Annotated in this window: 18 protein-coding genes; 12 read left to right on the top strand and 6 right to left on the bottom strand. The window is 51.7% G+C overall.

Going from position 1 to position 20,376, the window contains the following annotated elements; translation table 11 throughout:
* Positions 1 to 6: 6 nt before the first annotated feature.
* Positions 7 to 1,251 (bottom strand): MFS transporter, encoded by a 1,245-nt coding sequence (locus GQY55_RS06010; protein WP_160039171.1) that lies wholly within the window; start codon positions 1,249 to 1,251, stop codon positions 7 to 9.
* Between the two features lie 192 nt (positions 1,252 to 1,443).
* Here GQY55_RS06010 and GQY55_RS06005 point away from each other — a divergent pair, with 192 nt between their 5' ends.
* Positions 1,444 to 1,863: a pyridoxamine 5'-phosphate oxidase family protein gene (locus tag GQY55_RS06005; RefSeq protein ID WP_160039169.1), complete on the top strand. Its 420-nt coding sequence runs from the start codon at positions 1,444 to 1,446 to the stop codon at positions 1,861 to 1,863.
* Positions 1,864 to 2,106: 243 nt separating this feature from the next.
* Positions 2,107 to 4,386 (top strand): bifunctional 2',3'-cyclic-nucleotide 2'-phosphodiesterase/3'-nucleotidase, encoded by a 2,280-nt coding sequence (locus tag GQY55_RS06000; protein WP_160039167.1) that lies wholly within the window; start codon positions 2,107 to 2,109, stop codon positions 4,384 to 4,386.
* Between the two features lie 141 nt (positions 4,387 to 4,527).
* Here the strand turns inward: GQY55_RS06000 and GQY55_RS05995 are convergent, their stop codons facing one another.
* The 4 genes from GQY55_RS05995 to GQY55_RS05980 form a co-directional block, all read right to left on the bottom strand.
* On the bottom strand, positions 4,528 to 4,884 hold the full coding sequence (locus GQY55_RS05995) for a hypothetical protein (protein ID WP_160039165.1): 357 nt from the start codon (positions 4,882 to 4,884) through the stop codon (positions 4,528 to 4,530).
* A 302-nt stretch (positions 4,885 to 5,186) separates the two neighbouring features.
* Positions 5,187 to 7,490, bottom strand: a complete 2,304-nt coding sequence (locus tag GQY55_RS05990; RefSeq protein ID WP_160039163.1) for a glycoside hydrolase family 65 protein — start codon at positions 7,488 to 7,490, stop codon at positions 5,187 to 5,189.
* A 196-nt stretch (positions 7,491 to 7,686) separates the two neighbouring features.
* Entirely contained in the window at positions 7,687 to 8,358 is a 672-nt protein-coding gene (gene pgmB, locus GQY55_RS05985) for a beta-phosphoglucomutase (RefSeq protein WP_160039161.1), read from the bottom strand.
* Positions 8,359 to 8,627: 269 nt separating this feature from the next.
* Positions 8,628 to 9,665, bottom strand: coding sequence for a LacI family DNA-binding transcriptional regulator (locus GQY55_RS05980; protein WP_160039159.1), 1,038 nt, complete (start codon positions 9,663 to 9,665; stop codon positions 8,628 to 8,630).
* Between the two features lie 415 nt (positions 9,666 to 10,080).
* Here GQY55_RS05980 and GQY55_RS05975 point away from each other — a divergent pair, with 415 nt between their 5' ends.
* From GQY55_RS05975 to GQY55_RS05935, 9 genes are all read left to right on the top strand, one after another.
* The gene (locus tag GQY55_RS05975; protein WP_160039157.1) at positions 10,081 to 11,820 is read left to right on the top strand and encodes an alpha-amylase family glycosyl hydrolase; all 1,740 of its coding nucleotides are present in this window, start codon (positions 10,081 to 10,083) and stop codon (positions 11,818 to 11,820) included.
* A gap of 279 nt (positions 11,821 to 12,099) precedes the next feature.
* Positions 12,100 to 13,422: a sugar ABC transporter substrate-binding protein gene (locus GQY55_RS05970; protein ID WP_160039155.1), complete on the top strand. Its 1,323-nt coding sequence runs from the start codon at positions 12,100 to 12,102 to the stop codon at positions 13,420 to 13,422.
* A gap of 212 nt (positions 13,423 to 13,634) precedes the next feature.
* Positions 13,635 to 14,930 carry a sugar ABC transporter permease gene (locus tag GQY55_RS05965; RefSeq protein ID WP_160039153.1) on the top strand — a complete coding sequence of 432 codons (1,296 nt, stop codon included), beginning with the start codon at positions 13,635 to 13,637 and terminating at the stop codon, positions 14,928 to 14,930.
* Positions 14,927 to 15,772: a sugar ABC transporter permease gene (locus GQY55_RS05960; RefSeq protein WP_160039151.1), complete on the top strand. Its 846-nt coding sequence runs from the start codon at positions 14,927 to 14,929 to the stop codon at positions 15,770 to 15,772. Before GQY55_RS05965 ends, GQY55_RS05960 begins: the two co-directional genes overlap by 4 nt.
* A gap of 291 nt (positions 15,773 to 16,063) precedes the next feature.
* Positions 16,064 to 16,372 carry a PadR family transcriptional regulator gene (locus GQY55_RS05955; RefSeq protein WP_328803729.1) on the top strand — a complete coding sequence of 103 codons (309 nt, stop codon included), beginning with the start codon at positions 16,064 to 16,066 and terminating at the stop codon, positions 16,370 to 16,372.
* On the top strand, positions 16,369 to 16,716 hold the full coding sequence (locus tag GQY55_RS05950; RefSeq protein ID WP_160039147.1) for a DUF1048 domain-containing protein: 348 nt from the start codon (positions 16,369 to 16,371) through the stop codon (positions 16,714 to 16,716). The genes GQY55_RS05955 and GQY55_RS05950 overlap by 4 nt, the downstream gene beginning before the upstream one ends.
* 12 nt (positions 16,717 to 16,728) lie before the next feature.
* Positions 16,729 to 17,079, top strand: coding sequence for a DUF1048 domain-containing protein (locus GQY55_RS05945; protein WP_160039145.1), 351 nt, complete (start codon positions 16,729 to 16,731; stop codon positions 17,077 to 17,079).
* 15 nt (positions 17,080 to 17,094) lie between these two features.
* Positions 17,095 to 17,853 (top strand): ABC transporter ATP-binding protein, encoded by a 759-nt coding sequence (locus GQY55_RS05940; protein ID WP_160039143.1) that lies wholly within the window; start codon positions 17,095 to 17,097, stop codon positions 17,851 to 17,853.
* On the top strand, positions 17,854 to 18,624 hold the full coding sequence (locus GQY55_RS05935; RefSeq protein ID WP_160039141.1) for an ABC transporter permease: 771 nt from the start codon (positions 17,854 to 17,856) through the stop codon (positions 18,622 to 18,624). It abuts the gene before it with no gap.
* Between the two features lie 149 nt (positions 18,625 to 18,773).
* On the opposite strand, the gene GQY55_RS05930 is transcribed toward GQY55_RS05935, so the two are convergent.
* Positions 18,774 to 19,640, bottom strand: coding sequence for an SDR family NAD(P)-dependent oxidoreductase (locus tag GQY55_RS05930; protein WP_160039139.1), 867 nt, complete (start codon positions 19,638 to 19,640; stop codon positions 18,774 to 18,776).
* Between the two features lie 176 nt (positions 19,641 to 19,816).
* Here GQY55_RS05930 and GQY55_RS05925 point away from each other — a divergent pair, with 176 nt between their 5' ends.
* Entirely contained in the window at positions 19,817 to 20,302 is a 486-nt protein-coding gene (locus GQY55_RS05925; protein ID WP_160039137.1) for a MerR family transcriptional regulator, read from the top strand.
* The last annotated feature ends 74 nt before the right edge of the window (positions 20,303 to 20,376 follow it).

Raw genomic sequence — 20,376 nt, 5'->3', positions numbered from 1 at the left:
CTTCGTTTATCCATTGTTGGAGGTTGGCAAGGGCGTATTCTTTGGATCGTTGAGCCGAAGCTGTTTGTGCTGCAAGAAAAACGCCGCCAGGCTTAGAATGACCATAAAAAGAGTAAACAAGGCGAGCATCCAGGCGGTCTGGTTGACCTGCAAATGATCCATGCACCAGCCGATGATTAGCGGAAGCACCGCGCCGCCCACGCCCCCGGAGGCAATCAGAATGCTTGGCGTCGACTCCTCCGTTCCTTGCAGCAGCTTGCTTGCGAAGACGAGGGCGATCGAGAAGATCCCCGACATGAACAAGCCGAGCAGCAGGATGACGGCAAAAGCGGACCAGACCGCTCCGGTCAAAGGAAATACGGCCAGCAGCACCAGCGTAACGGCGCAGCTGAACAGCACATACACGCGGTAATGGATGCGTTCGGCGACGGTGCCGGAGAAAATCCGGCCGATGGACATCGCCACCCAAAAGCAGGTCACGCTGAGCGTGGCAAAGGCTTCCTTCATGCCGATTTTTTCGATGAGGATGGCGGGCATAAAGTTGGCCAGACTCATTTCCGTGCCGACGTAGAGAAAGAAAAACACCATGAACAGCGCCAGAATGCCCAATGATTTTCCCTGATACGGAAAACGTTTTTTGTGGGAGGCCGCGTTCACGTCCGTCCCGCTGACATTTGCCGCCTTCCTGTCGGCACGGAGCTCCGCATCGATTTCGCCGAACGAGCTTTTGGACCATAACAGCAGGGTGACGAGGGAAAACAAGGAAATGACAAGAAAGGAAAAGCGCCACCAGCCCTGAGAGATGAACCCGCTGGCGATCAGCGGCATCACCATGGCGCCCACGCCAAAAAAGACTTCAAGGCGGCTCATGGCCACGGCCGTTTTTTCCTTGATCGCCGCAATGATAATCGTCCCGATCACGGCTTCAATCATGCCGAAACCGAAGCCGGCGCAGACGGCCGTCGGATAAAGCAGTTCCCAGGGCGGCAGCAGCAGGTATGCCAGCTCGGCTGCGCAAAGCAGGGATATGGCGATCAGCAGCCCGCCTCTTTTGCCAAAACGTCGGTTAAGAAGCGGGGAGATGAGAACGCCCGCCAAAAAACCGGCAAACTGCGTGAAAATGAGCGTTCCGCCCTGGCTGTATTCGCGGTCGTAATGTTCCAGCAGCACCGGCAGCACAGAGCCGAGCACGACGTGAGCCAGCCCGATCAAAAAATAAGATAAGCATCCAATCCATATCAATCGTTTCATGATAACTCCTTTGGCAGCAAATTTGCGTCGTCGGATGAATCGTCCGAACCTCTGATCAGCATTATGTTCATCATACAAGAGAAAATGCTTAAAATCATAAAATATTGAAAAATTCTCCTGTGTGATTTATCCAAATCCGGAAAGGGCAAGCTACGTTTAAGGAGTTCTTATTTGGAAGGAGAAGTATGGACTATGGAAGCCCGGATCGTGATGGAGCAAAACATCGTCAAAATTTTGGATCACCATGAGTTCTGCGCTTTTGCCACCGTCGAAGGAAACCGGCCCAAGCAGCGGTACATGATGTTATACAACAGGGGCCTCAGCATTTATCTCGTGGCGGACCGCAAGACGCATAAGGTAGAGGAGCTGGAGGACAACCCGCATGTTTCCTTGCTTTTCGGCTATGAAAACGGAAGCGCCGGGGGCTGGGCCGAAATCGAAGGGACTTGCAGCATCACGGACAACCGCGAGCTTCGCGAGCATTTCTGGAAGCCGGAATTCAAAGACAAATTTACCGGACCCGATGACCCCGACTACGTCGTCTTAAAAATCATTCCGGTGCGCATCATCCATGTTTCGGAGGGCGGCGAAAGGCATGAGTGGATCGAATAAGACGGTATTTTTCTAGTGATTTCGAACTATTGAAAACGTATGTAACATCTTGCATAATACGCGGGGCAGGGTCCCGGGTATTATTTTTTTGCAAATGGAGGTATTTGTCTTTATTTCGGCTGAAATTGGATTTAAACTACTAGTGGACCCTAAAATATTTAACCGGTGGTTATAAAATAGAAAACGGTTACAAAAGGTCCGCGCATTTGTAATATCAGGTATATATTTTCTAGGAGGGGTAAAATGTCGAAGTCCCGTAAGAAAGTAGCGAAAACCATCACCGCAGCAGCCGTCGCCTTTAACGTTCTGGCACTTCCGTTTGCGGCTTATGCCGACGGAAGCACGGCGAACCCGAAGGTCAAGCTCCGCTTGATGGAAACATCCGATTTGCATGTCAATATGGTCAATTATGACTACTATTCAGACAAGCCGACGGACGAATACGGATTTGCCAAAACGGCCACCCTGATCAACGCGGCGCGCAAGGAAGCCAAAAACAGCCTGCTGTTCGACAACGGCGACCTTTTGCAAGGCAATCCGCTGGGGGATTACGTGGCCAAAGTCAATCCGCTGAAACCGGGTCAAACTCATCCCGTGTACAAAGCGATGGATTTGATGCAGTATGATGCGGGCGGCGTAGGGAACCATGAATTCAACTATGGGCTCGATTTTCTGAATCTGTCGGAAAAGGGAGCCAACTTCCCGATCGTTAACGCGAACATCTACAAGGACGACGGCGATCAGGATGAAAGCAACGACGTGAACTATTTTACCCCTTATACGATTCTGAACAAAAAAGTGATTGACGAAAACGGCCAGGAGCAAACCGTCAAGGTTGGCGTGATCGCTTTTGCGCCACCGCAAATCATGCAATGGGACAGCGCGAACCTGGTCGGCAAGGTGATCGCCAAAGACATCATCCAGACCGCCAAGAAGTTCGTGCCGCAAATGAAAAAAGAAGGCGCCGACATCATCGTCGCGATTCCGCACTCCGGCTTCGAGGATATTCCGCAAACCGACTTGATGGAAAACTCCGTGCTGTATTTGAGCCAGGTTGAAGGCATCGACGCGATTATGTTCGGCCATGCGCATAAAACCTTCCCAAGCGACGAGTTCAAAGGCAAAAAGGGCGTGGACCTCGAAAAGGGCACCATCAACGGCGTTCCTTCCGTCGAACCCGGATATTGGGGGGACCATCTCGGCATCATCGATTTGGATCTTGAAAAAGCAGACGGCAAATGGAAGGTCGTCGGCTCCAAAACCGAAACCCGCGCCGTATACGACGTGGCGAACAAAAAGGCATTGGTCGACGCCGATCAGGATATCGTGAATGCGGTTAAAGCCGAACATGACGCCACGATCGAATACGTCCGCGGACCGGTAGGAAAAACGACGGCGCCGATCACCAGCTATTTCGCGCTCGTACAGGACGATCCGTCCATTCAAATCGTGACCAACGCCCAAAAATGGTATGTGGAGAAAAACCTGAAAGGCACGGAATACGAAAACCTTCCGGTGCTTTCCGCAGGCGCTCCGTTTAAAGCGGGCGGACGTTCGGGCGCTTCGTATTACACGAACATTCCGGCCGGAACGATCGCCATCAAAAACGTGTCCGACCTGTACGTGTATCCGAACACCGTGCATGCGGTCGTCGTCAACGGCGAAGAATTGAAAAACTGGCTTGAATGGTCCGCAGGGCAGTTCAACCAGATCGATCCTTCGAAAACGACGGAGCAGCCGCTTATCAACAACGATTTCCCGACATATAACTATGACGTGATCGATGGCGTGACGTACCAAATCGATGTCACGCAGCCGAACAAATTCGACCTGAAAGGCAACCTGGTCAACCCGGATGCAAACCGCATCAAAAACCTGCAGTATAACGGCAAACCGATCGATCCGAAGCAAAAATTCGTCGTGGCGACCAACAACTACCGCGCTTCGTCTTCCAAGCTGGCGAATCCGGACGGCAAACGGATCATCATGGCGGCTCCGGACGAAAACCGCCAGGTCATTATCGATTACATCCGCGAAAACGGAACGATCAATCCTTCCGCGGACAACAACTGGTCGTTTGCTCCGATCGATAAAAAGCTGAACGTCACGTTTACGTCGTCTCCGGACGCCAAAGACCTGGTAGCGAAAAGCAAAAACATGACGTATGTCGGCGACGGCGGCAACGGCTTTGCGAAATATGCGCTTGATCTGTCCGTAAGCGCGCCTGCGCCTTCGACGGAAACAACGACGCCTCCGGCGACAACGCCAACCGTACCAACGAAACCGGAACAGCCTCCGGTTCCTACGGCTCCGGAGAAACCGTCGCAGCCTGAAACGAAGCCTGCACCTAAACCGGAGACAGGCAAGCCGTCCGCAAGCGGTAAAGTATACGTGATCAAAAAAGGCGACAACCTGTACCGCATCGGGCTCCGGTTCGGCGTGGACTGGGAAAAAATCGCCAAAGCAAACGGAATCACCAATGTCCGCGGCCTGAAAATCGGCCAGGAAATTATCATTCCGTAAGTAAAAGTGACTTATATGATCAATAAAAAACAAGCCGGCGGTTGATGTTTGACCGCCGGCTTGTTTTGTCAAATCATTCATTGTAACCATCGAAGGATAATGTTCATTGAGAGACGGTGAACTCTCCATCATGCCCATTCCCTAAGGATTGGCAATCAAAACCCATATAATAGAACTTGCTAAATTCCAAAAATCTCTAGGTCTGGATGTGCCGTAAACGGAGATATCATCCAAATTGTAAGCGTTCAATTTCTGTTGAGGCTTTATTTCTTCAATCGTCACTGTCGGGGCCGAATCGTTAGCAGCTTGCAATTTAGTAGTTTCTTGATTGATGTTATCAATAAATCCTTGCGGTTTAACAATAACAACATCCGTTTGAACTGACGCTTTGGGCCCTTCAACTGAAGAAGATGCGGAGTCGGATGCCGATGCTGAAGCGGCCAGCGTAAACATTAGAGCCAGAACACTAAAAAACATAAACGTCTTCTTTTTAGCCATTCCATTTCTTCTCCTTATTATAAAACAACTTTGTAGATAAACTCCCCTTTATCTATTTTCCCCTTTCACAAGACCGTTATTTTTGGAGAATATCCTAAATATATGAACAACCATTTTTGTGGAAAGTTTGATATATTTTCGGTAAAAATGAATGATAGTTTATGAAAGAAGTTTGCAAGCAGACAAATGGGCCGCCCCAGGTCAAAGTTCAACCTTAGGGCGGCCCATTTTTTTCATTCATTCAATTACGATCATCGCCATTTCCCAAACAAAAGGGAGCCTGTTAGCGGGTGAAGCAGGCATTAATGTTCGACTTTTACGTGGCTCATGCCGCCAACCGTGTACTCTTTGCTGTAAATTTGGACATCGGCAGGCACTTCCGACTCGTTGGCGATGACAACTTCCTGTTCCCCAACCGTCACTTTCAGGCGCGAACCGCGGAACATCACCTTGAAGGAGAAGGATTTCCAGTGTCCCGGGTTAAACGGATTCAGATGCAGGACGCCGTCTTTCACCTTCAGGCCGCCGAAGCCGTACACGACGGACATCCAGGTTCCGGCCATGCTGGTCGTATGGCAGCCGTCTTCGGTATCGTTGTTGTAGTTGTCCAGGTCAAGGCGCGAGGTCCGCAAATACATTTCGTAAGCCTTTTCCTTGTAGCCGAGCTCGCACGCAATGATGGAGTGAACGCAAGGCGAAAGGGAGGACTCATGCACCGTCAGCGGCTCGTAGAAATCGAAATTCCGCTTTTTCGTCTCCAGGTCGTAACGTTCCCCCAGGAAAAAGAGCCCCTGCAAAACATCGGCCTGCTTGATATAAGCCGAACGCAAAATGCGGTCCCAGGACCAGTTTTGGTTCAGCGGCAGATGTTTCGGATCGAGCTCCTTGACAGGCGTCAGATCTTTATCAAGGAATCCATCCTGCTGCAGGAAGATTTGCCGCTCCGGATCGTACGGGTAATACATTTTGTCGATGATATCCTGCCATTTTGCCGTTTCCGCTTCGGATAATTGCAGTTTTTCTATCAGCTCGCGGTATCGGGAAGGTTCGTTTTCACGCAGGTAATCGAGCACTTCCAGCGTGTATTCCATCGTCCAGCAGGCGATGCGGTTCGTATACCAGTTGTTGTTGACGTTATTTTCGTATTCGTTGGGACCTGTCACGCCCAAAATCATGTATTGCCCTTTGGCGGCGACATAATTGACGCGCTCCTCCCAGAAGCGGGAAATTTCGGCGAGCACTTCAAGGCCGTATTGGCCGAGGTAAGCAAAGTCCCCGGTGTAATTGACGTAATTGTAAATCGCGTACGCGATCGCGCCGTTCCGGTGGATTTCCTCAAAGGTGATCTCCCATTCGTTATGGCATTCCTCGCCGTTCATCGTCACCATCGGATAGAGGGCGCCTTTGGCAAAGCCGAGCTTGCGCGCATTTTCCTTGGCCTTTTCCAGATGCTTGTAGCGGTAAATGAGCAGGTTGCGGGCGATGGAGCTGTCGGCGGTGCTCAGGTAAAAAGGCAGGCAGTAGGCTTCGGTGTCCCAATACGTGCTGCCGCCGTATTTTTCGCCGGTAAACCCTTTCGGTCCGATGTTCAGCCGGTCGTCCTCGCCGCTGTAGGTTTGATTGAGCTGGAAGATGTTAAAACGGATCGCCTGCTGCGCCGCCACATCTCCTTCAATCACGATGTCGCTGTCCTGCCATTTATCGGCCCATGCCTGAACCTGCTCCCGGTGCAGCGCCTGAAAGCCAGCTTCCGCCGCGCTTTGAAGGGCGGTGCGTCCGGCATCCACCAGCTGCCCCAAACCATGGTCGCGGGAGGTCACGTTGGCCGCATATTTGTAAATGGCGATCTGCTCATTCGCAGACGCTTCAACCTGCGCGCGGAAGCCGACATACTTCTCTTTCGCCAGCAGCTCCGGTTTTATATCAAGGAGTTCGCCGTTTTTGCTGATTTCAAAAGTCATGACCGAAGTCAGGTGGAAGTCGAGCTTTTTCGTTTTTACCGTCAACGCCGCATCATGCTCGCCGAATTCCTTCGAGACTTCCGTCCAAAATTTTTCGTCATAGTTGGCGTCCCGGTTCTGCACGTCGCCGTCCAGGTAAGGAGTAACCGTGAAGGTTGCTTCAAAATTGAGCGGCGTGACCGCATACCGGATGACGCCGATTTCATGGCGGGTCATGCTGACGAAACGGATCGCTTCGACGCGGATCTCCTTGCCGCCTTCAAGCTCGGCCGTGAAGCTGCGGGACAACGTTCCTTCCTTCATGTTCAGCACCCGCGTAAAATCCTTCACCTTACAGTTGGCGAGGTCCAGCGGTTGTCCGTCGATATCGATGTCGATGCCGATCCAGTTCGTGCTGTTCAGCACCTTGGCAAAATACTCCGGATAGCCGTTTTTCCACCAGCCGACGCGGGTTTTGTCGGGATAATAAACGCCGGCCATGTAGCTTCCCTGCAGCGAAGGTCCACTGTAGGACTCCTCGAAATTGGCGCGCTGCCCCATGTATCCGTTTCCAATACTGAAAATGCTTTCCGAAATTTCATGCAGGTGCGGCTGAAAATCCTCTTCAACGATGTTCCATGGGTCGAGCTTTAAATAAGGTTTCATCATCATCGGCTCCTTTATGAGGTAATAGGTGAGGGGGGAATTTCGGTCAAGCTTCGCGGCTCAAACTTCACAAAACCGAAATTTCCAGGGAAATATGTTGAAAATTAGCTGTATAGATTGAATTAAAGTAAGTCACATCTTCGAAACGGATATTCCCTGTGGATCAAGGAATGACAAGTAAAAACTTTAATTCAATCTATATGGACGGAAAGATTTCTGCCAGACGGTCCAGCGACATTTCCCGCAAAGACGACACAACCGCATCGGCCCGGCCAAGCGTGGTTTCGGACCCGACGCCGATGCTGCGCATGCCTGCGCGGATGGCGGCTTCGATGCCGGCCTCGGCATCTTCGAATACGACACATTCCGCAGGGCTGACCTTCAGTTCCCGGGCTCCCAGCAAAAACACCTCCGGATCGGGTTTGGCGCTGGCCGTTTTCGTTCCGTCGACGATGGCGTCAAAATAAGGGGCCAGTTTCGTGTTGTTCAAAATCGTCATCGCGTTTTTGCTGGCCGAGCCGAGCGCGACGAGCAGGCCGGCGGCTTTCAGCTCCTGCAAAAAAGCCAGGGCGCCCGGAAGAATCTCGGATTCATCCATCCGGGTGATGTAATCGACGTACCAGCCGTTCTTTTTTTCGGCGAGCGCAAGGCGGGTGGTTTCATCCGGCGAAATGCCGCCGATCGAAAGCAAAATGTCGAGCGAAGCCATCCGGCTTACGCCTTTCAGCCTTTCGTTATCCTGCTCGGTAAAGTCGAAGCCAAGTTCCCCGGCAAGCCGCTTCCAGGCCAAATAATGATATTTGGCGGTATCGACCAGCACGCCGTCCAAATCGAACAGGCAGGCGCGAATCGGTGTATGCAGCGACATGGGCAAGTTCCTCCTTTGTTGTTTGTGCAAACGTTTGAACTACAGCGGAAAATAAAAGAAGCACCAATGATGCTCCGCTTATTTCATAACAAATCATGAAGTGATGGGCTTAAAACGCCGGAAAGCCCAGCCGTGACGCAGTGAGCGTATTGCCTGCTTGCAAACGAACCCCGTTCAAAATTGCGCCGATCGGATCAGCGCCTTGTCGTCGGTTTGGCCGCCAAGCGGCGAATTCGCTGATTGGCGCCATCACTGGAGTTTTTGCCCGGTCAAGACTCTTTCGGCGGCGTGTAAACGGATGATTCGCGAATGACCAGACGATGGGGAATGATATGACGTTTCTGAAGATGTTTGTCCCCGTCATGCTGGATGGATTGGATTAAAGCCTGCGAAGCGGTGTATCCAAGATTGTAAATGCCGATATCCATGCTGCTGACCGGCGGCGACGCCAGCTCGGCGATCGAAAGATTGTTGAAGCTGACGATGCATAAATCCTCGGGAACCTTGTAGCCCAATTCATGAAGGCCGCGCAGAACGCCTAGAGAGACGAAGTCGTCCATCACCACGAGCGCCGTAGGGCGTTCAGGAAGGTTCATGAAAAAGGACATGGCGCGATAGCCGCTTTCCTGCAAAAATTCGCCTTCGACGATCCAGTCGCGGCGCATTTCGAGCCCGGCTTCCTCCAGCGCGTTCATGTAACCTTTCAAACGGTCGCGGGACACGATATGGTTCGGCGGGCCGCTCACAAACCCGATGCGCTCATGCCCGAGCGAGATCAAATGTTTGGTGGCATCGTAGGCTGCCTGCACATTGTCGTTGTCCACGGACAAAATGTCCGGATATTTTTCGCTGCGCCCGATCAGGACAAACGGAAACTGGTTTTTTTTCAAAAACTCCACGACCTGGTCATCCTTGCGGGAATACAGCAAAATCGCGCCGTCGACCCGTTTGCCCTTCAGCAGTCGGGATACGGCATCAACTTCCTCCTGCTCGCTTCCGCCCGAGCTGATCAGCACGTCGTATCCGGAACGGTTGGCCTGTGTGACGATGCCGCGGATCAGCTCCATGAAGAACAAGTTCAGAAACAGCTCTTCGGCAGGTTTCGGCAAAATGACGCAGATGGTTTCCGTCGTTCTCGACACGAGGCTTTTGGCCATGATGTTCGGGTGATACCCAAGCTCTTCCATGACGTCTCGCACTTTTTGGGATGTTTCCCGGCTGATTCTCGTGTTGTTCGACAGCACACGGGACACGGTGGAAGGGGAAACGCCCGCTTTTTTGGCGACATCTTTTATCGTTACAGACATGGTGACCTCCCTGTGGAACCGTTTGCGTTCCTTGATAGACGGGAACCTTTGTTCAAATGTTCACCTTATTTTTCAATTGCTATCTTAATCCAAAGCATGTGCGCTTGTAAATACGGTTGATCCGGGTCCGTCCGAACAAGGCTCGGAAACGGCGGAAAATCAAGCGGATACCAGCCTGTTTTCGATATTGCAATCGCGCAGGGCTGTCAAGGATCGGCCAAGCTTTGGCGTCGTTTTGGGGTGTTCGGAAGAAAAACAGCGAAGAAAAAATATCTTGCGCGTGCGTTTTCAGAAAGCGTATTCTGCGTAGTAAGAAAGCACGGGCGGCAAACAATGATGATGCGGCAGAGCATGACATGCTGCCTGAACGTCCGTTTTCTTAACATTGTCTGATGACTTTGCGAAGGAGGAGAACATGAAGCAAAGAGCGCAAACGGCAAGTAAGGCGTCCATTGGAAGATGGGGGCGCGGAGCGGCGGCTGCGGCATTGGCCGGTATTTTGCTGGCAGGTTGTGGCAGCGAAGGTCCCGGGGCGCAAAAATCCAAAACGTCGGAACCGAACGCGGCAGTCGAAGGGCCGCGCGAATCCGCCAAGGCCGATGGAAATGGGCAAGCGCCGGGGGGAGCAGGAGAAACGAAAATGAAGATTCGCGAGCAGCCGTCGACCGTTTATTACGAGGTGTTCGTCCGGTCTTTTGCGGATTCGAACGGAGACGGCATCGGGGACCTGAAAGGCTTAACGGAGAAGCTGGATTATTTGAACGACGGCAATCCGGACACCCATGACGATTTAGGGGTAGGCGGCATCTGGCTTATGCCGGTCCAGCCATCCCCAAGCTACCACGGTTACGACATCACCGATTATCGCAACATCAACCCCGATTACGGGACGCTGGAGGATATGAAAAGGCTGGTGGAAGAAGCCCATAAGCGCGGAATCAAAGTGATCATGGACCTGGTCGTGAACCATACCAGCGTGCAGCATCCGTGGTTCGTCGAAGCGAGCCAAAGCCCAAACGGCAAATACCGCGACTGGTACGTATGGGCGGAGGATCAGGGGATCGCCCCTTCCGGCACCAGCGCGGCGGGTAGCGGCAATCCGTGGTTTGAACGCGGAGGCGCCCATTACCTCGGTACCTTTTGGGAAGGCATGCCCGACCTTAATTTCGACAATCCGGAGGTTCGCAACGAGATCAAGGATGTCGGGCAGTTTTGGCTGAAGCTTGGCGTGGACGGTTTCCGGGTAGACGGCGCCAAGCATATCTACGAAAACCTGCAAAGCGACCGCAGCCCGGCAACCACCGCCAAAAATGCAGCTTGGTGGCAGGAATTCCGCAGCGGCATGAATGCCGTGAACAAAGACGCGTACATGGTGGGCGAGGTTTGGGAATCATCGGCGGCCGTCATCGCTCCATACTTGGACCGGGCGTTCGATTCGGCGTTCGACTTCAGCCTTGCGGATCATATCCTCAGCGCAGTCAAGCAGGAAAAGGACAACAATCTGGCGTTTACGTTGGAGCGAACCCGCGGGTTCTACATGGAGAAGTCCGGGAACCGGTACGTGGATGCCGTCTTTTTGTCCAACCACGATCAGGACCGTGTGATGAGCCAGCTCGGAAAAAATACGAATCATGCCAAAATGGCCGCGGCGCTTCTGCTTACATTGCCGGGCAACCCGTTTATTTACTACGGGGAAGAAATCGGCATGCTTGGCGCAAAACCGGACGAACAAATCCGCGAACCGTTTGCATGGACGGCGGACGGGAAAAGCAAAGCGCAAACCTCTTGGGAACAACCGATCGTCAGCGGCGCGAATCGGAAGGAAGCGAACGTTCAGACCCAAACGAATCAAAAGGATTCTCTGCTGTCCGCTTACCGGATGCTGATCCGTTGGCGAAACGACCTGCCTGCCCTTCGCGGCGGAGAGCTGGCGAGTATCGAAACGGGGAATCCCGCCATCGTATCTTTCGTGCGCAAAAGTCCGGAGCAAACCGTGCTCGTGTTGCACAATCTATCCGGTCAGCCTCAGGACGTTTCCCTGGAACCGGCAAGCCTGTCCGTTTTTCAAAAAATGGTCCGCAACAGCAGCGACGGCGCTGTCATCAACAAAAATATCGTATCGCTTCCGGCCTATTCCACCGTTATTTTGCAGTAAATAGGTCCCAGAATCTAAGAAAGCATGCAATATTTCGAGATATTGGGCGATTACAGCCGGAAAACTACCCAATTTAGCCGAAATTACACTGTGCAAACGTTTTTACAAAACAAAAAGCTCCGTGTATGATAAACGCATGATTAAAGCGCTTACTTCGGAACCGATTGAAGAAAAGTGGTCCGTCATACATAAAAATCGGACCGTTATTGCTTCTTGTGAAATCGTTTGCGCTTGAATCGGGACGCAGAAGTTTAAATCCAGGAGAGGGGTTATTGCGAAATGAAAATGAAACAGTTTCTGGCTTTGGCTGCTACGCTGACGATGGCGTTTTCCATTACGGCCTGCGGCAGCGGCAACAAAACCGCCGAGGAGCCTGCACCGGCAGACAACAACAGCTCCGAAACGACGGCGCCTGCCGAAAATAACAACGATGCCGCAGCTGCGGAAGGACTGCAGCCGGAGGATGGAGCTTCCTTGGTCGTTTGGGAGAGCAAGGACGAAAGAGCGTTTACGGATGAAATCGCGAAGCAATTTACGGCCAAATATAATATTCCGGTCAAAATCGAAGAAGTCAATCCAACGGACCAAGTGACGAAGCTGTCCCAGGACGGGCCTTCCGGACTGGCCGCCGACGTCGTTATTTTCCCGCATGACAACCTGGGCAGAGCCGTCGAAGCTGGCCTCCTGCTGCCAAACGAAGCATTCAAGGACGAAATCACCAAAAACAATACCGAGGCAGCCGTTCAAGGCGTAACCTACGACGGCACGCTTTTCGGATATCCGAGAGCGGCTGAAACCTATGCGTTGTACTACAACAAATCCCTCGTGAAAGAAGCGCCCAAATCGTTTGAAGATGTCATCGCTTTCGGCAAAACGTTTACGGATAACGCCAAGAAAAAATACGCCATCATGTGGGAAACGGGCAACATGTACTTCAACTATCCGTTTATCGCTTCGACCGGCGGATATATTTTCGGCAAAAACGGAACCGACAAAGACGACATCGGCATCAACAACGAAGGCGCGCTGGAAAGCTTGAAAGTGTACCAGGAGCTGAAAACGATTCTGCCGGTGAAGAGCGGGGATATCAACCCGGATATCAAACGCAGCTTGTTTAATTCCGGCGACGTAGCCATGGACATCAACGGGCCTTGGGAGCTTGGCGGCTACAAAAAAGCGCTCGGCGACAACCTCGGCATCGCGCCGATCCCGACGATCGGCGGCAAAACAGCCATTTCCTTCTCCGGTATTAAAGCATGGTACGTCAACTCGTTTACGAAATACCCGAATGCGGCTCAATTGTTCGCCGAGTTCGCGTCCACCAAGGACGCTCAATTGCTGCTGAACGAAAAAGTCGGCTCCATCCCTACGAACAAGGAAGCGCTGGAATCCGACCAAATCAAAAACGACCCGTATATTTCGGCATTTGCGGAGCAAGCCAAAAACTCGCAGCCGATGCCTTCCATTCCTGAAATGGGCAACGTATGGAGTCCTGTGAACGCGGCGCTGCCGGAAATTTGGGACAACAACGCGGATCCGAAAACAGCGATGGACAAAGCGGCTCAGCAAATCAAAGACTTGAACAACGGCGCGACCAAATAATAAGACAGAAGCTTGGCAGATCCTGTTGTTGTTGAATCGACCCGCCGCTCACCGAGCGGCGGGCGATTCACCTTAAAACGTCGTCATGTTTGGTGTTTTTGTCAAAAGGGCATTTTTTCTCGTGCCGCTAGAGAAACTCCGCATGGGGGTCTGGTTACACGCCGTAAGCGTCAACAGATGCTTTCGCATAATTCGGGGAGGGGAGAGGGCTGATGCAAAGGCACCGCAGCAAGGCAACGATACTGTCGATTTTAAGCATGGGACTTGGACAAATATATAACCGCCAGTTCATCAAAGGCATTTTGTTCCTGCTTGTCGAAGCATGGGCTGTTTTTTATTTCAGCAATAATTTGGGTAGAGCGTTATGGGGAATCGTAACCCTCGGGGAAACGCCCCGGAATATATCCAAAAAGATCGAGGGGGACCACTCCATTTTCATTCTGGTCCAGAGCTTGATCACGCTTTTATTTTTGGTTCTGTTTATTATCGTCTATATCATGAACATCCGGGATGCCTATAAAACGGCGCAAAACCGGGAAAACGGCAAAAAGCCGAACAATTTCAAACAATCCGTCCGGTATGTGATGGACTATAAATTTGCGCAATCCTTTTTGGCCCTTCCGACCATAGGCATTTTGTTTTTTACAATTATGCCGATTCTGTTTATGATCATGCTGGCATTCACCAACTACTCGGCGCCAAATCATATACCTCCGGCGAAACTTGTCGATTGGGTGGGCTTTCAGACGTTTAAGGACTTATTGTCGCTGAAAACATGGAGCCATACGTTTTTTGGCGTATTGACCTGGACGATTATCTGGGCGGTTCTGTCCACGCTAACCACATATTTGGGAGGCCTGCTGGTGGCGCTTCTGATCAATCAACAGGGCATCAAATTCAAAGGGCTGTGGCGGACGATCCTGGTTATTCCATATGCGATTCCGCAGCTTATCTCGCTGCTTGTCATGCGGAACATGTTTAACGGCCAATTCGGCCCCATCAACCAATACCTAGGTTACTTCGGCCTTGGCGGCCTTCCTTGGCTTACGGACCCGTTCTGGGCCAAAGTGACGGTTATCATCGTCAACATGTGGGTAGGCATTCCGGTATCCATGATTTTGATCATGGGGATCCTGACGACCATTCCGAAGGACATGTATGAAGCGGCGGAAATTGACGGGGCTAGCGGATACCAAAAATTCAAAATCGTCACGCTGCCGATGATCCTGTTCTCGACGGCGCCGACGCTGATCATGCAGTTTGCGGGCAACATCAACAACTTTAACGCCATTTACCTGCTGACGAACGGCAATCCGGTGGTCGGGGATTATCAATACGCCGGCGCGACGGATCTGCTCGTGACCTGGCTGTACAAACTGACGCTGGATCAGAATAAATACAACATGGCGTCCGCTGTCGGCATCATCATTTTCCTGATTATCGCCTCGTTCTCCATTTACAATTACCGGCGGACCAAGTCATTCAAAGAGGAGGATATGATCCAATGAGCGGACGCAAAGTGAGAAGAGGTTTCCGGCTGGGGCTGAGTTATCTCGTTCTGGTCATCCTGTCCGTATGCGCGGTTTATCCTGCCCTATGGGTGGTCTTGGGATCGTTCCGGCCGGGGAAATCGCTGTACAGCAAGACGCTGATTCCGGAAACCTTTACGCTGGACCATTATCGCGAGCTGTTTACTTCGAAAAGCTTCATGTTCGGCCAGTGGTATTTGAACACACTGAAAATCGCCACGTGCTCAATGATCATCGGCGTATTTTTGACGCTGCTGACCAGTTACGCGGTATCCCGGTTCCGTTTCCGCTGGCGGAAGACGGCGTTGTCGACCGTGCTTATCCTGGGGATGTTTCCGGGCTTCATGAGCATGATCGCGATCTATCTTTTGTTAAAAGAGTGGCATCTGCTGGACACGCATCTGGCGCTGATCGTCGTGTATGCCGCCGGAGCCCCTCTCGGGGGAACGTTTATCGCCAAAGGTTTTCTCGATACGATCCCGCGTACGCTGGATGAAGCCGCCAAAATCGATGGAGCGAGCAACTGGAAGATTTTTACGCGCATCATTTTGCCGCTTTCCAAACCGATGATCACCTATATGGCATTGACGCAGTTTGTCGGCCCTTGGGTGGATTACATTTTTGCACGGCTCGTTCTGCGGACGAAGGAAAACTGGACGCTGGCGGTCGGGCTGTACGATATGGTCGCTTCGAACCAAAATACGAACTTTACGGCATTTTCCGCCGGAGCGGTCCTGATCGCGGTGCCGATCACCATATTGTTTATTTTCCTGCAGCGTTTGCTCGTGGACGGACTGACGTCGGGCGCAAGCAAAGGGTAAAGTCGTTTGAAGACACTTATCGAGCGGTATACAAACATATATGTAAGAAGTCGTCATATTGGCGGCTTCTTTTTTTTGCGATGCAGTTATATGGGGGCCGACCCGAAACTTTAACAGCGACATGTGGTTGGAATTGGGCGAGCTTTGTCCCGGTTGAAAAAATAAAATCCGTCAGGGCAAACGTTGTTGACAAACGAACTACTACGTGTTACTTTGTAGTGGTAGTAAGTAATACTTCATACCAGTAACACAGAATAGCAAGGAGCGATTGTGTTGGAAAACCTGACGGAAATGCTCAAAGGCGTGCTTGAGGGCTGCGTCCTAGAGATTATAAGCCGCAATGAAACCTACGGCTACGAAATCACGCGGCGGCTGAACGCCCTCGGCTTCTCAGATGTTGTGGAGGGAACGGTGTACACCATTCTGATCCGCCTTGAAAAAAACAAATTGGTGGAGACCACCAAGAAGCCCTCCGACATGGGACCGCCGCGAAAGTTTTTCGCGATCAATGACGCGGGGCGTGAGGAGCTGCGGAAGTTCTGGGAAAAATGGGAGTTCGTATCATCAAAAATGAATGAGTTAAAGGAGGAAAAACAATGAATTTTTGGGAAAAAATCACCGGCAGCGACATGACTAAAGAAATGAAGGCTTTTGAAGCGCGAGTGAAAAAGCTTCCGGCCGATTATCAAGCGGCATGGGAAGACATCAATACAAATATTTGGTCGTATACCAATTTTTCTGGTCGCAACCTCATGCCAATTCTTGACGGCGTGCTTGGCCTGCTCGAAGAAGCGTCGGCGGACGGTCAGAGTGTTCAAGAGGTGCTCGGTGACGATATCAAAGGCTTCTGTTCAGCACTCGCAGGCATCGATGGGGCAAAGTCTTACCGTGACAAGTGGCGTGAGCAACTTAACAATAATATCGCTAAAAAATTAGGCAAATAGGAGGAGGATAACATGAGAATACGAGATATCATCGAAGGCAAAAAAGAGTGGCGCGCGCATGTGGCGCGTGTCAAAGCGCTCCCGCAAGATTATCAGATCGTGTATAAAGAGATTCAAAAATATCTCTTTAAGGTAGGCCCTGTTGAACTAACCGAAGGAACAGATTTACTCTCGGGGATTGTCGATCTTTTTGAAGAGGGCGCGGCCTTGGGGAAAGGCGTGCTCGAAGTGACGGGCAATGACGTAGCGGCTTTTTGCGACGATCTAATCAAAGATTCAAAAACTTACGCTGACATCTATCAAGAATCCGTTGACCAAAAAGTTTACGAGGCCATAAAAAAGATGACGGATGAAACAAAGTAAAAGGGGGGGATCAGGATGGAAAAAGCAATTCAAGTCAAAGGTCTGCGAAAATCTTTCAAAGACAAGGAAGTCCTAAAGGGCGTCGATTTTGAAGTGAAGCGAGGTGAAATTTTCGCCCTGCTTGGCTCCAACGGCGCGGGCAAGACGACGATTGTCAGAATCCTCACCACGCTGCTCAAACAGGGCGGAGGCACCGCCACCGTAAACGGATTTGACGTCGCGTCAAAACCCGAGCATGTGCGGCATGCGATCAGTCTGACCGGGCAGTTTGCCGCCGTGGACGAGATTTTGACCGGGCGGGAAAATCTTATGATGATCGCCAAGCTGCGGCATCTTAAAAATCCGCGTCAGGTTGCGGATGACATGCTTAAACGCTTTGGCCTGACAGACGCCGCGGACCGCAAGGCATCTACGTATTCGGGGGGCATGCGCCGCAGGCTCGACATCGCTTTGAGCCTTGTCGGGAATCCGCAGATCATTTTCCTCGACGAGCCAACTACAGGGCTTGACCCTGAGGCCCGGATCGAGGTTTGGAGGACCGTCAAGGAACTTGCAGACGGCGGCACGACGATATTTCTAACCACTCAGTATCTGGATGAGGCCGAGCAACTTGCCGACCGAATCGCCATTCTTCACGAAGGCAGGATTATCGCGAATGGCACGCTTTCGGAGCTGAAAAAGCTGTTCCCGCAAGCGAAGGTGGAATATGTGGAAAAACAACCTTCATTGGAGGAGATTTTCCTCGCAATCATCGGCAATAAGGAGGCCATGTAAATGGAAACGGTAAAGCATCACTTTTTTAGCGATATGGGCGTCATGCTCGGGCGCTCCATGCGCCATATTTTCCGCAGCATGGACACCATTATCACGGTCTGCATCACACCGATTGCGCTGATGCTGCTGTTCGTCTATGTGTTCGGCGGCGCCATCCACACCGGTACGGATAACTATGTGAACTACCTGTTGCCGGGCATCCTGCTGATTGCAATCGCAAGCGGTATATCCTATACGGCTTACCGCCTGTTTCTGGATAAGCAGCGGGGCATCATTGAGCGGTTCCACTCCATGCCGATCGCCCGTTCCGCCGTCCTGTGGGGGCACGTGCTGACCTCGGTGGTATCCAACGTCATTTCTCTGGTCGTCATCATTCTCGTAGCGCTCCTGATGGGCTTTCGCTCGTCCTCCGGGGTTCTATCATGGCTTGCCGTAGCCGGTATCCTCGTGCTGTTTACGCTGGCTTTGACGTGGGTCGCGGCGATTGCCGGATTGTCAGCAAAATCGGTGGAAGGCGCAAGCGCATTTTCCTATCCGCTGATCTTCCTGCCATTTATCAGCTCGGCCTTTGTGCCGACCGATTCGATGCCGAAGGTCGTTCGCGCTTTTGCCGAAAACCAGCCGGTGACTTCAATCGTGGAATCCATCCGTGCGCTGCTGTCAGGCCAGCCTGTGGGCAATGGTATATGGATCGCGCTTGCGTGGTGCGTCGGAATTATGCTTGTAGCTTATTTCTTTGCGATGCGCGCGTACAAACGGAAAGCAGCTTAATGTTTGCAGGTTCTTCTGTTCCATTTTTTATGAAGTCGCGTTACATGGTGGATGCGGTTAAGCTAAAGGGAAGTTAGCTCGATCAACAATCGAAGGCAGCCTGTCGGCTGCCTCCTGCTGCTTGTGTTCGCCGGTCGGCTTCAAGCTTTTTAATCATTCAGGCGCGCTTCACCAAGAAACTCATGTTTGTATATCGCGTTTATCCTGTCTAAAACGTTCTGAGCTTGATCTTTAAAATGCAAATCAGCGACCTGACCCTTCAGCAAAAACACCCCGGTCTCATGGCGATGTTCCCCGAGCGCACCCTCATACAACCGATCAGCGCCTTGGGTAGGCGGGGAGAAAAACAGCTTCATCAACGGTTTGACCAATAGGGGTAGTCCTGATTTTTTTCCCTTTCTTAACGTATTGTTGCTGCCCGGGTCGACGCTGCGGATTTTGATGCCGTCCTTGGCAAGCTGCGGCGCGATGGCCTGCGTCCACAGCGAAAGCGCCAGCTTTGAGGTAGCGTAAGGGCCGATCAGCTTGCGAAAGGTTTTGGGGCGCTCCAGAATTTCGATGCTGAACTCTTTCGTAAATTTAAGCGCTGAAGATGAAGTGTTGATCACCGTTTTTAAGCGGCCGCCGTTAATGAGTTCCTTCAATTCCATCAGGATGATATACGGCACGACGGTCATCACTTCATAATGCTTCTCGCGCCCTTGTATCGAATAACTCAGCTCGTGAAAGCTCCCGCCCGCGTTGTTGAACAAAACATCGATCCGCTGTTCCTTATTTTTGATCTCCTCCAAAGCCCGTCTCAAGCTGGCGTAATCCGCGAGATCGGTTACTTTATACATGCGAAGCCGCCTGCTTTTGACCGCTTTTTGGATGCTCGCATCGTCTGCCGGAAAGTCCGAACGGTTCAAAGCGACCACCTGCCAGTCCTCCGACAATAATTTCCGGGTCAATTCCAACCCGATCCCGGCGCTTGCGCCCGTAATCAGTGCGATATTTTCGCGTTGGTTTTCGTTCATTGTGCTTCTCCTCCTGAAGTCGGGATATTTCCCCTAGTAGCGCACATTGTAGAACTTGGAGTCGGCTCCAAGTCAAGGAGTAGAAACAAGGTTTTGATTCAAAGGCGAATAGACTTGACTTGGAGCCAGCTCCAAGATGTATAATGCACAAAAAACAATCTCCAGGAGGGAGTAGGGTGAAGGCAGAGCAAACTTTTACGATCAAACAAACCGCCGAGCAAACCGGCATCTCCGAGGATACGATCCGTTATTACGAAAAGATCGCGCTGCTGCCCCGGGCGGACCGGAAGGACAACGGGCACCGCATCTATCGGCAGGAGGACATCCATACGATCCGGCTCCTATCCTGTTTGAAAAAGACGGGAATGCCGCTGGAGGAAATGCGGCCGTTTTTGGCGGTTTCCGCCGATGCCGATCCCGCGGAATATCCCGAGCTGGTGGAGCGTTTAATGAGCCACCGGGAAAATATCGTCAGCCAAATCGCCTCGTTGCAGCAGGTGGTCGATTTTATCGACATGAAGCTGGGAGAGGGGAGAGTCCGCCGGGACTGCTCGGATGAAAGCGGGGACGATTCGTCCGAAAGGATAGAAGAAGGGCCAAAAGCAAAGTCTGTCTCGCCTGTTGAGATGCGTTATTTTCCCGTATCGGCCAAAAGCGGTTAAATCGACGGTTGCGAATAGATAAACTCGCAATGACAAGGAGGGAGAGACGGGCGGGGATTTCCCGTAACGTCTGA

It is taken from the genome of Paenibacillus sp. USDA918EY, from assembly GCF_009870825.1.
Lineage (GTDB): Bacteria > Bacillota > Bacilli > Paenibacillales > Paenibacillaceae > Paenibacillus_AQ > Paenibacillus_AQ albilobatus.
Note: the sequence above shows the minus strand (reverse complement) of the source record. Positions and strands in the feature narration are given on the sequence as shown.